The organism is Stenotrophomonas maltophilia, assembly GCF_001676385.1.
In the GTDB taxonomy this organism is placed as follows: Bacteria; Pseudomonadota; Gammaproteobacteria; order Xanthomonadales; family Xanthomonadaceae; genus Stenotrophomonas; species Stenotrophomonas maltophilia_J.
The window spans coordinates 98,086-113,586 of record NZ_LYVJ01000001.1 but is presented as its reverse complement, the minus strand read 5'-3'; the positions used below and the strand labels follow the sequence as shown (position 1 = coordinate 113,586).

At 67.8% G+C, this 15,501-nt stretch carries 11 protein-coding genes; 7 read left to right on the top strand and 4 right to left on the bottom strand.

The features are described from left to right. Positions 1–22: 22 nt before the first annotated feature. Both queG and xseA read left to right on the top strand, forming a co-directional pair. Complete coding sequence (gene queG / locus A9K58_RS00660; protein WP_065197491.1) at positions 23–1,093, top strand: tRNA epoxyqueuosine(34) reductase QueG; 1,071 nt, start codon at positions 23–25, stop codon at positions 1,091–1,093. Between the two features lie 44 nt (positions 1,094–1,137). Beyond that, on the top strand, positions 1,138–2,469 hold the full coding sequence (gene xseA / locus A9K58_RS00655) for an exodeoxyribonuclease VII large subunit (protein WP_065197490.1): 1,332 nt from the start codon (positions 1,138–1,140) through the stop codon (positions 2,467–2,469). Between the two features lie 625 nt (positions 2,470–3,094). Here the strand turns inward: xseA and A9K58_RS00650 are convergent. Together A9K58_RS00650 and A9K58_RS00645 are read right to left on the bottom strand one after the other, a co-directional pair. Next, positions 3,095–3,991: a M48 family metallopeptidase gene (locus tag A9K58_RS00650; RefSeq protein ID WP_065197489.1), complete on the bottom strand. Its 897-nt coding sequence runs from the start codon at positions 3,989–3,991 to the stop codon at positions 3,095–3,097. Positions 3,992–4,079: 88 nt separating this feature from the next. Continuing rightward, on the bottom strand, positions 4,080–5,972 hold the full coding sequence (locus A9K58_RS00645) for a formylglycine-generating enzyme family protein (RefSeq protein WP_065197488.1): 1,893 nt from the start codon (positions 5,970–5,972) through the stop codon (positions 4,080–4,082). An 84-nt stretch (positions 5,973–6,056) separates the two neighbouring features. Between A9K58_RS00645 and rnd the strand changes: the two genes are divergently transcribed. Together rnd and A9K58_RS00635 are read left to right on the top strand one after the other, a co-directional pair. Then, the gene (rnd, locus tag A9K58_RS00640; protein WP_065197487.1) at positions 6,057–7,136 is read left to right on the top strand and encodes a ribonuclease D; all 1,080 of its coding nucleotides are present in this window, start codon (positions 6,057–6,059) and stop codon (positions 7,134–7,136) included. A gap of 129 nt (positions 7,137–7,265) precedes the next feature. Further along, positions 7,266–9,323 (top strand): DUF4034 domain-containing protein, encoded by a 2,058-nt coding sequence (locus tag A9K58_RS00635; RefSeq protein WP_231109230.1) that lies wholly within the window; start codon positions 7,266–7,268, stop codon positions 9,321–9,323. A gap of 87 nt (positions 9,324–9,410) precedes the next feature. Here the strand turns inward: A9K58_RS00635 and A9K58_RS00630 are convergent, their stop codons facing one another. After that, positions 9,411–11,741 carry a TonB-dependent receptor gene (locus A9K58_RS00630; protein WP_065197485.1) on the bottom strand — a complete coding sequence of 777 codons (2,331 nt, stop codon included), beginning with the start codon at positions 11,739–11,741 and terminating at the stop codon, positions 9,411–9,413. Between the two features lie 202 nt (positions 11,742–11,943). Beyond that, entirely contained in the window at positions 11,944–12,543 is a 600-nt protein-coding gene (locus A9K58_RS00625) for a TetR/AcrR family transcriptional regulator (protein WP_065197484.1), read from the bottom strand. Between the two features lie 101 nt (positions 12,544–12,644). Here A9K58_RS00625 and A9K58_RS00620 point away from each other — a divergent pair, with 101 nt between their 5' ends. The 3 genes from A9K58_RS00620 to A9K58_RS00610 are packed head-to-tail and all read left to right on the top strand — an operon-like array spanning position 12,645 to position 15,489. After that, complete coding sequence (locus tag A9K58_RS00620; protein WP_065197483.1) at positions 12,645–13,700, top strand: sugar phosphate isomerase/epimerase family protein; 1,056 nt, start codon at positions 12,645–12,647, stop codon at positions 13,698–13,700. 21 nt (positions 13,701–13,721) lie between these two features. Then, complete coding sequence (locus tag A9K58_RS00615) at positions 13,722–14,615, top strand: alpha/beta fold hydrolase (protein ID WP_065197482.1); 894 nt, start codon at positions 13,722–13,724, stop codon at positions 14,613–14,615. Continuing rightward, positions 14,605–15,489 carry an alpha/beta hydrolase gene (locus tag A9K58_RS00610; protein WP_065197481.1) on the top strand — a complete coding sequence of 295 codons (885 nt, stop codon included), beginning with the start codon at positions 14,605–14,607 and terminating at the stop codon, positions 15,487–15,489. Before A9K58_RS00615 ends, A9K58_RS00610 begins: the two co-directional genes overlap by 11 nt. The last annotated feature ends 12 nt before the right edge of the window (positions 15,490–15,501 follow it).

The following is a 15,501-nucleotide window of genomic DNA, read 5'->3' as shown; positions in this document are numbered from 1 at the left end:
CCGGGATTTTATACTGGTGCACATGTCCCCTGCCCCCACCCCTGTCGATCCGGCCCAGGCCGTGCAGCGCATCCGCGACCTGGCGCGGGCCCACGGCTTCCAGCGCTGCGGCATCGCCGGCATCGAACTGGGCGAGGATGAGGCCCACCTGGCCGACTGGCTGGGCCAGGGCCTGTACGGCACGATGGACTGGATGGCGCGCCATGGCACCCTGCGCGCGCGCCCGGCCGAACTGCTGCCCGGCACCGTACGGGTGATTTCGGTGGGCATGGATTACAGCCACAAGGATGACACCGAAGCCTGGGCAACCCTGGCCGATCCGGGCCGTGCCTATGTCGCCCGCTATGCGCTTGGCCGCGACTACCACAAGCTGATGCGCAATCGCCTGCAGAAGCTGGCCACGCAGATCAATGACGAAGTGGCACCGCTGGGTTACCGCGTGTTCGTCGATTCGGCGCCGGTGCTGGAACGCGCGCTGGCACGCAATGCCGGACTTGGCTGGATCGGCAAGCACACCTGCCTGATCGACCGCCACGGCGGTTCATGGTTCTTCCTCGGCGAGATCTACATCGACCTGCCGCTGCCGATCGATCATCCCGCCAGCGCGCATTGCGGCACCTGCACCCGCTGCATCGACGTCTGCCCCACCCGCGCGATCACCGGCCCGCATCGGCTGGACGCGCGCCGCTGCATTTCCTACCTGACCATCGAGCACGACGGCGCCATACCCGAAGACATGCGGCCGCTGATGGGCAACCGCATCTACGGTTGCGACGACTGCCAGCTGGTCTGTCCCTGGAACAAATTCGCCCGGCGCACCGACGAGGCCGATTTCCGCGCGCGCAACAACCTCGACACTGCCCGCCTGGACCAGCTGTTCGCCTGGGACGAGGCGGAGTTCCTGCACCGTACCGAGGGCAGCCCGATCCGCCGCAGCGGCCACGAGCGCTGGTTGCGCAACATTGCCGTGGCGCTGGGCAATGCACCGACCACAGTGGAGACCCTGGCCGCACTGGACAGCCGCGCCGGCGATCCCTCGCCACTGGTTCGCGAGCACGTCCAGTGGGCGCGGCGCCAGCACGATGCACGCTGACGTGCGATCCTGAGCCTCCGTTCCACCTGCCCCACGCCGTTTCCATGCAGCCACGCAGCGACACCATCTTTACCCCCGGCCAGCTCAATGCCCTCGCCCGCGACCTGCTGGAAGGCAGTTTCCCGGCGATCTGGGTCGAGGCCGAGCTGGGCAGCGTGGCCCGCCCCGGTTCCGGGCACCTCTACTTCACCCTGAAGGATGCGCGCGCACAGCTGCGTGCGGCCATGTTCCGGATGAAGGCGCAGTACCTGAAGTTCGTGCCGCGCGAAGGCATGCGCGTGCTGGTGCGCGGCAAGGTGACCCTGTACGACGCCCGTGGCGAGTACCAGATGGTGCTGGACCACATGGAGGAGGCCGGCGAAGGCGCGCTGCGCCGCGCATTCGAGGAGCTGAAGGCACGCCTGGAGGCCGAGGGCCTGTTCGACCCCGCCCGCAAGCGGGCGATGCCGGCGCACGTGCAGCGCCTGGCCGTGATCACCTCGCCCACCGGTGCCGCCGTGCGCGACGTGCTGAGCGTACTCGGCCGCCGCTTCCCGCTGCTGGAGGTGGATCTGCTGCCGGCCCTGGTCCAGGGCACCAGCGCCGCCGCGCAGATCACCCGGCTGCTGCAGGCCGCCGATGCCAGCGGCCGCTACGACGTGATCCTGCTGACCCGCGGTGGCGGTTCACTGGAGGACCTGTGGGCGTTCAACGACGAGGCACTGGCCCGCGCGATCGCGGCCAGCCGCACGCCGGTGGTCTCTGCGGTGGGCCACGAAACCGACTTCAGCCTGAGCGATTTCGCTGCCGATCTGCGCGCACCGACACCCTCGGTAGCCGCCGAACTGCTGGTGCCGGACCAGCGCGAGTTGATGCTTCGCCTGCGCCGCACGGCCGCGCGCATGGTGCAGCTGCAACGGCACACGATGCAACAGGCCATGCAGCGCGTGGATCGTGCCCTGCTGCGCCTGAATGCACGGAGCCCCCAGGCACGCCTGGACCTGCTGCGCCGCCGCCAAGTGGATCTGGGCCGGCGCCTGCACGGCGCGTTCAACCAGCAGCAGGAGCGCCGTGCCGCGCGCCTGCGCCATGCGGCAGCGGTGCTGCGTGGGCACCACCCACAGCGCCGGCTCGACGCGATGCAGCGCCGCCTGGCCGCCCTGCGCGGCCGCCCCCAGTCCGCGATGCTGCGCCTGCTGGAACGCGATGCACTGCGCCTGCGCGGGCTGGCGCGCTCGCTGGAAGCGGTCAGCCCGCTGGCGACGGTGGCCCGCGGCTACAGCATCCTGACCCGCAGTGACGACGGCACGCTGGTGCGCCAGGTCGGGCAGGTGCAGTCCGGCGACGCACTGCAGGCCCGCGTTGGCGACGGCGTGATCGACGTGCAGGTCAAGTAAAGGGTTGTTCGGCAGGGCTGCACCCTGCACCTGCCGAAGCGTTCAAGCAACAGCCGAAGCAACAGCCAAAGCTGGCATCCCGCGGGATGGCGGGGCGGTGTGGCTGTGCAGGACACGCCGTAAACCCATCCCTGGGGGCTCGATGGCGCCATCCATGGCGCCAACGGTCCTGCACAGCCACACCGCCCCACCCTCGACAGTTTCCCGGTGACGGTCGGTGGATCCACGCCATGCGTGGATGAATCTCTGTCAGATATCGAAGCAATTCGGGGTCAGATCCGTTCTCCTTCGGAAAACGGATCTGACCCCACGCCATTCCGACAGATCGCGAGAATCTGTCGAAGGCGGGGTGGGTCCGGTGGCGGGAGTGTCCGCGGCATGGATGCCGCGGCCAAGCCCCCATGGGTGAGGGCGCTTTGCTTGCGAAGCACTGCTTCGCAAGCGCCCGAACGCACAGCCGCCAGCGGCTGGGCCGGACCGCGGAGCGGGGTTTACGGCGTCTCCCGCCGCCGGACCCACCCCGCCATCCCTCAGGAAACCCGCTTCTGCTGTTGCTGTTGAGGTTGCCGGCCAGCGGCCGGCACTACCTACCGCAGGTGCAGGGCTGCAAGCCCTGACGCCTCCCCTACTTTGCCTGCTCGCAGAAGGTCTGGCGGTACTCGAGTGCCTTCGGCATCAGCGCCTGCAGGTTCTGGATGCGGGTGCCCGGGTTCGGGTGGGTGGAGGCGAACTCCGGCGGGGCCTGGCCACCGCTGGCCTGGCCCATGCGCTGCCACAGCGGCACCGCCTCGCGCGGATCGAAACAGGCCGCCGCCGCCAGCATCAGGCCCACTTCATCCGCCTGGGTCTCGTGGCTGCGCGCGTAGGGCAACAGGTAGCCGTACCCCATCGCCGACATCATCATCTGTTGCTGCTGCGCATCCATGCCGCTGGCCGCGCCGGCCATCTGCCCGATCTGCGTCAACTTCTGCTGGGCCATGCGCTGTGCACCATGGCGCAACAGCGCGTGGGCAATCTCGTGGCCCATCACCACGGCCATCGCATCACGGGTCCGCGCCACCGGCACCAGCCCGGTATAGACCGCCATCTTGCCGCCCGGCAGGCAGAACGCATTCGCCTGCTCGGACGGAATCACGTTCACCTCCCACTGGAAATCGCGTGCAAAGTGCGCAGGCTGCACGCCATGTTCCTGCGCCAACGCGGTCTCCACAACGTCCACCTTGGCGATCAGTCGCTGGGCGATGCCGCGCACATCGCGCGCGATCGGTGCGTTCGGATCCATGGGCCGTTCCTGCGACAGGATCTGCTGGTACGCCTGCAGTCCCAGCGCGGTCTCCTGGCGCGCATCCAGGCTGCTGTCGATCATCACCTTCTCGCCGGTGTAGGGATCGATCGTGCGGTTGGAAAACCAATAGAACGCGGCGTAGCCCGCGGCCAGCAGCAGCACCCACCAGCGGATGTTGCCGAACAGCCCGCGCCGTTGCGGACCTGATGACGGACGGGAGAAGGGATCGTTGCGCATCGGTGGGCTTCCAGCAGGCCCCGCCGGTCGGCGGGCACGGCGCAATCTTAGTGCGCCGGTGCCAGCAGCGGGTGAAGCCGGCCACCGATCAGATGCCGCGCACCAGGCGGAAGCCGATACGCGCGCTGGTGGTGTCCGAATCCTGTGACTGCCGCCATGCCGCGCGGGTCTGCTCGGGCGAGTTGGCCCAGTTGCCGCCCCGGATCACCCGCGCGCGGCAACCCGGGTTGAACCAGGCCACGCCATCGGACGGTGCCCGTCGGTAGCTGGCATGCCAGCAGTCGGCCACCCATTCGCTGAGGTTGCCGGCCATGTCGTGCAACCCGAACGCATTGGCCTGGAAACTCGCTACCGGTGCCGGCCCCCACCAGCCGTCGCCATAGCCGATGAAGGCGTTGTGCCAGTGCCGCCCGGACGGCGATGCATCCTTGCTGCCGGTGAAATTGCCACTTCCCGGCGGCGGCGTACCGGCATCGCCCCATGGGTAGCGCCCGCTGTTGCCCGCGCGCAGCGCGTACTCGAACTCGGCCTCGCTGGGCAACCGGTAGCTGTGCCCGGTCTGCTCGGACAACCACGCCGCATAGTGTTCGGCGTCGCGGATGCTCACGTGCATCACCGGTGAATTACCCAGGGCGCGGCCACCATCGTAGTCCGAACGCCAATCGACACCGCTGCGGCGGATGAAGTTGCCGCTACGCTCATCGTAGACCACCGAATGGCCGCGCCGGGTCGCGCGCGGCCGTGCATTGGTCGCCTTCACGTAACGCTCGAAATCGCTGACCGTGATCTCCGTGGCCGCCATGGCAAAGCCCCGCTCGAAGCGCACGTAGTGCGACGGGCGCTCCGAATCAGCGGCGCCAGGCTCGTTGTCACCGGCTCCCATCTGGAAGCCGCCATGTGGGACCACCACCATCTGCGGCCCCCGGCCGCCATCCTTCATCGCATCGCTGAATACCTGCCCCGGACGGAAGCTGCCGTAATGGGTGGCCAGGTCGATACGCTCCCGCAACTGCGCCACCACAGCATCCCCCGGCAGGGCGATGCGCAGGGCTTCGGCCAGTTTCTCGCGCGCTGGCTTCAGTCCCTGCGGCGCGGCAAGGTCGCGCAGGCCTTCATCGCGCAGCTGCAGCAGCGCATCAGCCCGGATCTGCTCGATGCGTTCGAAGGCATCGGCGATGGTCGGCGACGAATCACGGACCTTGCTGGCCTCCGCCAGCCAGGTGCCGGCGCTGGCGAAATCACGCACGCGCGCCGCGTCTTCGGCACGGCGGATCAGGCCGCTCTCTGCCGCGGCCAGGCCCTGTCGTGCCCGGTCATTGCCTTCATCCAGGGCCAGCGCCTCGCGGAAGTTCCCGATGGCACCGTCACCATCCTCGCCGATCCGGTCCGAACGCAGGTCTTCTTCGCCGGCACGGTTGTAGGCCACCACGCGCTGCGCGGTCTCGACCCTGCCCTGGAGCGCGCGCACCTCGCTGTCCTTCGGCGCCAGGGTCAGCAGCACCAGCGCCTGGCGGCCCGCCTCGGCCAGCGCTTCGCGCTGCCGCTGTGGCCGGGCCAGCAATGCGTCGGCCTGCTGTTGCAGGCGCTGCCGCGCTCGCTGCAGGCCGGCCCGGGCCTGGCGATCATCCGGGCTTTCCTCCTGTATCGCCAGCCACAACGGGATGGCAGCGTCTCCATCTTCATACAACCGGCCTTGTGCGAACGCCTGCTCGGCCGCCCGGCGCAACTGCGCCAGGCTGCGGCCCTGCCGGTCCACCGTCGGCGGTGTCCATTGCTGCACGGCCTCGGCGGCGTCCTCACCGGCAATGGTCACACTGCCCTGCGAGGCCTGCGACCGCTCGCCGCTTCCCATATCACCGGTGGGGCGCGCGTCCGCGCCAGCGCCGCGGTCCGCCGCCACCGGTGCCGACGGCGTGCAGCCGGCCAGGGCCAGGGCCAGGGCCAGGGTGGCGCAGAGCACGGACGACAATGGAAAACGCAAGCAGGGGCTCCTTGGGCACGGTCGCGGACCGACGTTAGGCTATTCTCCCCTGCCTGAGCAAACCCGAGTAGCAGGCCCTGACCCGTGCCAACCTGGATCACCACCCCCGCCGAACTGGATGCGTACTTCCAGCAGCGTCCGACCCGTATCGGCCTGGACACCGAATTCATCCGCGAGCGCACGTTCTGGCCGCAGTTGGCGCTGGTACAGATGGCAATCGGGCAGGAAATCCTGCTGATCGATCCGTTGATCCCCGGCATGACCGGTGCGCTGGCCCCCTGGCTGGCCGATGAATCAATCACCAAGGTGATGCACAGCGCCAGCGAAGACCTGGTTGCGTTCAAATGGGCCTGCGGTGTACTGCCGCGGCCGCTGTTCGACACCCAGATCGGTGCTTCGCTGGCCGGCATCGGCGGTGGCATGGGCTACCAGAAGCTGGTGGCGGAAATCACCGGCATCACGCTGTCCAAGGGCGAGACCCGCTCGGACTGGATGCGCCGACCGTTGTCGGAGTCCCAGCTGCAGTATGCCGCCGACGACGTCGAGTACCTGTTCGCGCTGCATGACGCAATCGACGCGAAGTTGAAGGCGCTAGGCCGGCAGCAGTGGCTGTACGACGACGGTGAACGCATGCTGGACAGTGTCGCCCATGACGAGGATCGCTGGCCGCACCTGTCGATGCGCTCAGCCCAGTTCCTGGATGCCGATGCACAGCGACGCCTGTTGCGACTGCTGCGCTGGCGCGACGCGCAGGCCCGCAGCAGCGACCGCCCACGCAGTTGGATCCTGGACAACGAACTGGCCGCCACGCTGGCGCGTACGCCACCGATCGACGCCGCTGCGCTGGGCCGGTTGTTCGAGCAGTTCCCGAAGGCACCGCGCAAGCTGGCTGCCGCCGTGTGGCAGGCACTGGAGACGCCGCTGGCCGACGAGGCCGAAGCTCCCCAGGCAGTCCAGCTCACCGACGGTGCCAAGAAGCGCCTGAAGCGGATGCAGGACGCCGTGGCAGAACGCGGTCGTGAGCTCGGGCTTCCAGACGGCGTGCTGGCCGCGCGCAAGCATCTGGAGAGCTATCTGGAGAGCCATCAATGGCCAGCCGCGCTGGCCGGCTGGCGCCAGCACGAGCTGGAACCGCGGTTGCGCCCCCTGCTGCCTGAGCGCTGACTCAACGGGCACCGGCGCGGGTCCAGTCACCCCGGCAGTGAATCAACACCTGCCGCGCTTGCCGGCGCGCGCATGGACCTGTCCACACACGACCCCGCTATTGCTGGATTGCATCAAATGACGAATGGAATGAAGGACGGCCTTTGCGCCGACGACCTGGCCTGGCGCGCACAGGCACGCAACGCACTGCTGGCCGGGGACTACACAGCGCTGGACGCATTGCTGGCACCACACGAGCAAGCCTGGCTGGATGGCGGGAACCTGCTGCCCGGCATCCGTTGGCGCCTGCGCAACCTGCATGACGCGACGCTCGGCCTTGAAGCGCGCCTGCAGCAGGCGCAACAGTGGGTTACCGCCGCGCCGCACAGCTACTACGCGCACCTGCATCTGGGCGCTTGCTGGGAATCCGCAGCTGGCGCCCTGCGCAGCGCCGACGTGGCGGCGCTGGTCGAAGACAGCCAATGGCTGGCCGCGCAGCAGGCACGTGATCATGCGGTGCATGCCTACCTGCAGGCGATCCCGCTGTCGCGACGCCCGGCACTCGCTCTGGATGGCATCAAGCGCATCACCAGCTACCTGCGCGAGCCCACGTGGCTGCTCGCGCTGCAGTCCGGACGGCCGGCCGAGTCCGATGAGGCGGCACTCGCGCAGCACTATCCCCAAGCCTGGCCGCAGGCCCTGCAGTTGTTGTCGCGCTTCGGCGAGCCACTGCGGCACCTGCCCACCGAGCTGCCCGCTTTGCTGCGCGAACGCAGCCAGGACGATTTCGATGCGCCGTTGGCCTACTGGATGAAGCGGGTGCTGGAACAGCGCCCCAACGACCTGGGCACGCTGGAAGACACCCTCTACTACCTGTACCCCCGCTGGGGCGGCAGCCACGAAGCGATGGCGGCCTTCATCGAAGGGCACTGGTGCAGCGGCCTGGAGCTGGCACACAGCAACGCGCTGCGCTGGTGCAAGGAACAGGACTGGCTGTGGGACCTGCCACGCCGCGACGACGCCGAAGCAGTGGCGATGCACGAGCGCGCGTATGCGCAGATCCTCGACTGGCACCTGGAGCGCTTCGTGCGCGCGCAGGTGCTGGCCCAGCGTGCCGCGCTCCGCTACCACCTCGGTCGCCTCGGGGAGATCGACGACGCGGTGCAGTGGGACGCCGGCCACATGCGGGCGGTGTTTGAAGACCTGCAGCAGGCCTGGACACTGGACCGTGACGTGGTCCTGCACGATGGCTTCAGCAATCTCGAAGCCTGCGCCTGGTTCGCCCATGTCGACGGTGCCCAGGCACTGTTCGCGCAGGTGGTGGATTACGCTGCGCGCGAAGGGGATTCGGCGCTCGGCCTGCTCTGGGCCGCCACCGCCATCGAGCATGGCCTGCTTGGGCAGGCGGCCGACCCGGCCCGTGCACGCCCACTACTGGGTCGCGCATTGGCGCTGGCGCACCACCAGGACACATCGGCGGTCACCTTCGCCGCCAACCTGTTCTGCGATGTCTCCGAGAGTGCGGGGCTGTCGCTGCTGCAGCACATGGCCGGAAACGGCGATGCAGGCGCAATGGCGGCGCTGTCCGACCTGTACAAGGGCCGGCTCGGCGGCCGCGACCAGCCGGGTTACATCGATGCGGAGAAGGCCCTGTACTGGCAGGAACGCGCGGTGGAAGGCGGCGACCTGATCGCCACTTACAACCTGGCCGTGCGCCTGGTTGCCGCCGGCGGCACCGGGAATGAAGCGCGTGCGCGCGAACTTTACCTGCGCTGCCTGCACGAAGCCGAGGCCGGTGAACGGGTGTGGAGCCCTGCCTGCCGCAACCTGGCCTGCCTGGCACTGGAGGGCCACGACGACACGCACAAGCGCGAAGCGGTCGAGCACGCGCTGATTCCGTTGTGGTGGCGCGGTGACGACGACGACAAGCTGTGGGCAGCCGGCTATCTGGCCGATATCTACCACTTCGGCACCGGCGTGCCGGCCAATGCATTCCTGGCCATGACATGGCTGCAGCGTGCCAGCGAGATCGATCCGGAGTATCCGGACGTGGTGCGCATGGCGCCGTTGATCAATGGCGAAGGCCGCTGGTTCGGCGCCAGCCGTGCGCGCAGGCAGCAGGAGCAGGATCGCCAGCAGGTGGACAGCGCGACCTGGGCCCGGACCTTCGGGCAACGCACCCGGGACAGCGAGCTCACCGCTGTCTGAGGCAATGGAAAGGGCGGCCCGGATCACCGGGCCGCCCTTTTCGCTGCGGCAGTGCGATGGCGGAAGACCCGCCACCACGACAGTGCTTTACCAGTTCATGTTCAGCGAAACGCCCACGGTGCGCGGTTCGTTGTAGACCGCGGCCATGTAGTTCTCGATCACGCCCTTGAGGTTCTTCTCGTTGGTGATGTTGCGCGCGAACAACGCCACCTCATAGGCTCCGTAGTTGCCGGAGTAGCCGATCTTCAGGCCGCCCTCGAAGTCACCCTTGGAATTGAACTCCTTGCTGTCGTACAGCACGAAGCTGGTGTAACCCTGCTTGTTCCAGTCGGTGGAGACGAACAGGGTGCCGGCATCGCTGACCGGGACGTCGTAGCGGGCGGCCAGGTTGACGTTGTACTTCGGCGCATTCGGCAGCGGGTTGCCGTCGATCTGCGCGAAGGTGTTGGCACCGACCTTGATGGTCGGGTCATTCACCGTGCACACCACCTGGCCGTTGAGGCCGCAGACCTGCGCGTATACGCGCTTGTCCTTGATCTCGCTGTGCAGGAGGCTGACGCCGGCGCTCAGGGTCAGGTTCGGGATCGGGCGCAGCTCCATGTCCGCTTCGAAACCGTAGGCCTTGGCCTTGTCGGCGTTGAACAACACGCCATTGCCGTCCGAATCGTTGCCGTTGAGCTGGATGTCATTGACGGTATAGGTGAACGCGGTGGCGTTCAGGCGCAGGCGGTTGTCCCACAGGCTGCTCTTCACACCCGCTTCCCAGGACAGGATGGTCTCGGAATCGGCGGTGGTGAAGTCGGCATTGAACACCGCCGAACGGCCCTGGATGGTCGGGCCGCGGAAACCACGCGCGACCTTGGCGTAGACGCTCACGTCCGGGGTGATCTGGTACATCGCGCTCAGATCCCAGCTCGGGGTGGTGTCGGACATCCTGACGTCGGTGCGACCCTTGTAGGTGACCACGCCGGCGGCAGTGTCAGCCGTCTTCAGCAGGCGGGTGTGCTTCTCGTCCCGGGTCTGGCGCAGGCCGGCCGTGACGGTGAACTTGTCGGTGAAGGCGTAGCTCAGCTGGCCGAAACCGGCCCACGAGGTGTTCTTGTTGCGCAGGCGCACCCAGTTGTTCGGGTTGCGTGCCGCGCCCTGCAGGAACCACGCGCGCTGGTAGAAGTCGGTGGTGTCGCTGCCGTTGAAGTAGAACGCACCGGCCTGCCACTGCAGGGCACTGTCGTCATGGCTGGCCAGGCGGAATTCCTGGGTCCACTGGTCCAGGTCGCGGATGCGGCCCATCGACTGGCCGTAGCCGTTCGGCACGCCGTTGACCGGGAAGTTGACCGCGGCACCGCCATCGGTGTCGCCGCGGCTGTAGCCGGAGGTGGTTTCGTAGGCAGTGATCGAGGTGAAGTCGATCGCTCCGAAGTCGTAACGCGCCTTCACCGAACCGCCGTAGGTCTTGTAGGCCTGCGGATTGCTGTCGGCTTCGTCGTAGGCGACCTGGTCGCGCGGCACCTCGGTCTTGTTCGAGCCCTTGGCCAGCGCACCGCGCAGGAACAGGGTCGAAGTGCCTTCGTAGTCACGGGCGTGGGCCGAGGCCAGGATCGAGAACTGCTCGCTCGGGGCCAGCAGCAGCTGCGCGCGCACATTGCGGTCATCGAAGCCGCCCATGGCGTTCTTCTTCGGGCTGGCCGTGCCGTCGGCACTGGGGCCCCTGTACGTGTTGTCGACGTAGTCGTCGCGGTGCTGGTACAGCGCCGACACGCGGAACGAGGCGATGTCGTTGATCGGGCCACCGAAGCCGCCATCGATCGACACGCTGTTGTAGGTGGCATAGCTGGCGCTGACGCGGCCGGTGTAGTCCTGGGTCGGCTTCAGCGTGTCGAACTTGACGATGCCGGCGGTAGTGTTGCGGCCGAACAGCGAGCCCTGCGGTCCACGCAGTACTTCCACCTGGTCCACGTCATAGACCGGGTTGGACTTCAGCACCACGTGCTCGAGCACCACGTCGTCCTGGATGATCGACACCGGTTGCGAGGCACCCAGGTAGAAATCGATGTTGCCCAGGCCGCGAATGTAGAAGCGCGGGAAGATGCGGCCGGTGGTGGTCTCCGCATACAGGCTCGGCACGCGGCCGGACAACGCCAGCAGGGTGTCATCGCCGCCAGCGGTGAAGTCGCGCATGCGATCGCCCTGCACCACACCGACCGAAACCGGCACGTCCTGCAGGTTCTGTTCACGGTGTTCGGCGGTCACGGTAATGGTGCCCAGCCCGGTCGGGGTCGGCGCGCTGTCCTGCGCCGCGGCGCCGAAGCTGCCGGCCAGCGCCAGGCCGGCACAGGCCAGGGCCAGCGGGTGGCGGCGGAAGGAAACGAAGGAAGACGACATACCCGACAGGCGGCGGGAATCGGAATGGGAGGGCATGGAATGCTCTGGGGAGGCGTCCGTGCGGCCTGCGCGAGCCGGGCGGCAAGAAAGGGGGAAACTGCGCAAGCGGCCATTATCCCCCAAATTGTTACGATTTCGTTGCGCAAAAGGGGACGGAGGGGATTAAGGCGTATTCGGCACAGTGGCCGACCTCCGCGCCCCGCAGGCGCGCCGGTCCACCACGCATGCCAGAAGCGACTTAATTCCCTCCGTCCCCTTTTTTCAGCGGGCCCAGCGCCACGTCAACCATCGCCAGCAGGCGCTCGCGGCTGATGCCATCACGGGCCTGTATCGAAATACCGTGCAGCACCGTCGCGAAGTAATCCCCCAGCGCTTGCACCGCCATATCGCCGGCCAGCTCCCCTTCTGACTGGGCCTGCTGCAGGCGCGCGATGATCGCCGCCGTGCGCTCCCGGCGATGGCCAGCCAGCCAGTCGCGCACGCCTTCGCCATCAGGCGACACGCTGCTGGCCGAGGACACCACCAGGCAGCCGTGCGGCCGCCCACGCCGGGTGTAGGCCAGCACCGCTTCGCGCAGCATGGAACCGATCGCCTCGCGCACCGTGGCCCGCTCCAGCGCGCGCGGCGCGAAGCCACCCTCGCCGGCTTCGTACAGCGCGATCGCTTCCCGGAACAACTGCTCCTTGCTGCCGAACGCGGCGTAGATGCGTGCAGAGGCGATACCCAGCGCTTCGACCAGTGCCGACATCGAGGTGCCTTCATATCCGTGCTGCCAGAACAGCAGCATGGCGTTGCGCAACGCCTGGTCCCTGTCGAATTCGCGCGGTCGCCCTGCCATCTGCCTGCCTGCTCCAGTGAGGCGCGCAGTGTAACGCGGGTGTTGACCATCGCGAGGGCCGCGCCTATTCTTTGTCGCTCGACAAATAATTGGAGCAGTACATGCAGACCCTCAAGGGCCCCAGCCTGCACCTGGCGCAGTTCGCCGGCGACCAGGCCCCGTTCAACTCACTCGGCGGTATCGCCGAATGGGCCGCTGGCCACGGCTTCAAGGCGCTGCAGATCCCGGCCTGGGATGCACGCCTGTTCGACCTGGCTACCGCTGCCGACAGCCAGGATTACTGCGACGAGATCCGCGGCACCCTGGCCGGTCATGGCCTGCAGGTCAGTGAGCTGACCACCCACATCCTCGGCCAGCTGGTCGCCGTGCATCCGGCCTACGACGAACTCTGCGACGGCTTCGCGCCCGAAGCACTGCGCGGCAATCCGAAGGCCCGCAGCGAATGGGCGCAGCAGCAGCTGCACCTGGCCGCCCGTGCCTCGCGACGGCTGGGCCTGCAGGACATGGGCACCTTCTCCGGCTCGTTCGCGTGGCCGTACCTGTTCCCGTTTCCGCAGCGCCCGCCGGGCCTGATCGATGCGGCGTTCGATGAGCTGGCCCGGCGCTGGCGGCCGATCCTCGATGCCTGCGACGACAACGGCGTCAATCTCTGCTACGAGATCCACCCCAGCGAAGACCTGCATGACGGCACCAGCTTCGAGCGCTTCTACGAGCGCGTCGGCCAGCACGAGCGCTGCCGCATCCTGTTCGATCCCAGCCACTTCGTGCTGCAGCAGCTGGACTACCTGCAGTACCTGGACATCTACCACCCGCTGATCCGCATGTTCCATGTCAAGGATGCGGAGTTCCGCCCCAGCGGCCGCCAGGGCATCTATGGCGGTTATGCCGACTGGACCGAACGTGCGGGCCGCTTCCGCTCGCTGGGCGATGGCCAGGTCGACTTCAAGTCCATCTTCTCCAAGCTGGCGCAGTACGACTACCAGGGCTGGGCGACACTGGAATGGGAGTGCTGCCTGAAGGACCAGGACGCCGGCGCGCGCGAAGGCGCCGCGTTCATCCGCGACCACATCATTCCGGTCACCGACAAGATCTTCGACGACTTCGCCGGTGCGCCGATCAGCACTTCACAGATGCAGCAGATGCTCGGCATCGCCTGAGCCCCCACGGAGCATTCCCCCATGACGACTTCCCTTCCCGCTGGCACTGCCGGCGACGCCGCCCTGCGCCACCACTACCTGCGCATCGATGGCCAGCGCGTGCACTGCGTGTCCGCCGGCCACGGCGAGCCAGTGCTGCTGATTCCCGGCTGGCCACAGACCTGGTATGCGTGGCGCCACGTGCTGCACGCCCTGGCCGACGACGGCTTCGAGGCGATCGCGGTCGATCCCCCGGGTATCGGCGAATCCGATCGTCCCGCCCACGGCTACGACACCGGCAGCGCCGCTGCCGTCCTGCACCGGACCATGCAGGCGCTGGGCCACGACCGTTACCAGGTGGTCGGGCATGACATCGGCATGTGGATCGCCTATGCACTGGCCAGCGACCAGCCGCAGGCGGTGCGCCGGCTGGCCGTCACCGAGGCAGTGATTCCCGGCCTGGCCCCGGAGCCGGGCATCTTTGCCGCGCCGGCCGACAACATCTTCCTCTGGCACTTCATGTTCAACCAGGTGGCCGATCTGCCCGAGGCACTGATCAGTGGCCGCGAGCGCGCCTACCTCGAGTTCATGTTCGACCGATGGTCTTACCGCCGCGATGCGGTGGCCGCCGATACCTACATCGCCGCCTACAGCCGTCCAGGCGCATTGCGCGCTGGCTTCGCGTGGTACCGCGCGATACCGGAAACGATCCGCCAGAACAAGCAGCGCGCGCAACGCCGCCTGTCGATGCCGGTGCTGGCGATCGGCGCGGAACATGCCACCGGCGATGCGCCGATGCTGACCCTGCAGCCGCATGCCGACGATGTCCGCGGCAGCATCGTGCCGGGCTGCGGCCATTTCATCATGGAAGAAGCCCCGCAGGCATTCCTGGCACAGCTGCTGCCGTTCCTGCGGGAGGCACGCCATGCAGCTTGAACCGGAACTGCAGCAGTTCGTTGACGCTGCCGCAGCCCATCCGCCGCCGGGCGATCTGCGCGAACTGCGCGCGATCAGCGAAGGTGCGTTGCCACTGCTGCAGGGTGCACCGCAGTCGGTTGCGCATGTGATCGAGCATACGGTGATCGCACGCGACGGGCATTTATTGGAAGTGCGCCTCTACACGCCGGGAGGGCTGCCCGATGGCCTGGCACCGGCACTGCTGTTCGCGCACGGCGGTGGTTGGTTCCAGTGTTCGCTGGCGGTCTATGACGGCCCCTGCCGTGCACTGGCCAATGCCAGTGGCTGCGTGATTGCCGCCGTCGGCTACCGTCTGGCGCCGGAACATCCGTTCCCGGTGCCGCTGCACGACGTTGCCGACGCCTGGCAGTGGTTGCAGGCCAGCGCCGGGCGCCTCGGCCTGGACCCACAGCGGCTGGCGATCGGTGGCGACAGCGCCGGCGGCAACCTTGCCGCCGCCTGCTGCCTGCTGCTGCGCGAACTGGGCCTGCCGCAACCGTGCCACCAGCTGCTGCTGTATCCGGCGCTGGATGCCAGCATGGACAGCGATTCCTACCGCGACTACGCCGCTGGCTACTACCTGAGCGCCGAACTGATGCAGCGTTGCTGGCAGGCCTATCTGGGGGATCTGGCCGAGCCGTCGGCACTGGCTTCGCCGGCCCACGCAACCGACCTGGAGGGGCTGGCGCCCGCCTCCGTGCTCAGCTGTGAGCACGACCCGCTGCGCGACGAGGCCGAACACTACGCGCTGCCGGGGATGATCCACGCCTGCATTCACCTGCAGGGAGTGGCCACGTCCACCGGAATCGCGGTTCAGCGCGCGGGCGCCCTGCTGCGCCAGGCCCTGGGCTGAATCCACCCGGGA

What these genes read in the sequence shown, in the direction of transcription:
- queG (WP_065197491.1), top strand. Translation starts at nt 23, where the DNA reads ATGTCCCCTGCCCCCACCCCTGTCGATCCGGCCCAGGCCGTGCAGCGC.
- xseA (WP_065197490.1), top strand. Translation starts at nt 1,138, where the DNA reads ATGCAGCCACGCAGCGACACCATCTTTACCCCCGGCCAGCTCAATGCC.
- A9K58_RS00650 (WP_065197489.1), bottom strand. Translation starts at nt 3,991, where the DNA reads ATGCGCAACGATCCCTTCTCCCGTCCGTCATCAGGTCCGCAACGGCGC.
- A9K58_RS00635 (WP_231109230.1), top strand. Translation starts at nt 7,266, where the DNA reads ATGAAGGACGGCCTTTGCGCCGACGACCTGGCCTGGCGCGCACAGGCA.
- A9K58_RS00630 (WP_065197485.1), bottom strand. Translation starts at nt 11,741, where the DNA reads ATGCCCTCCCATTCCGATTCCCGCCGCCTGTCGGGTATGTCGTCTTCC.
- A9K58_RS00625 (WP_065197484.1), bottom strand. Translation starts at nt 12,543, where the DNA reads ATGGCAGGGCGACCGCGCGAATTCGACAGGGACCAGGCGTTGCGCAAC.
- A9K58_RS00620 (WP_065197483.1), top strand. Translation starts at nt 12,645, where the DNA reads ATGCAGACCCTCAAGGGCCCCAGCCTGCACCTGGCGCAGTTCGCCGGC.
- A9K58_RS00615 (WP_065197482.1), top strand. Translation starts at nt 13,722, where the DNA reads ATGACGACTTCCCTTCCCGCTGGCACTGCCGGCGACGCCGCCCTGCGC.
- A9K58_RS00610 (WP_065197481.1), top strand. Translation starts at nt 14,605, where the DNA reads ATGCAGCTTGAACCGGAACTGCAGCAGTTCGTTGACGCTGCCGCAGCC.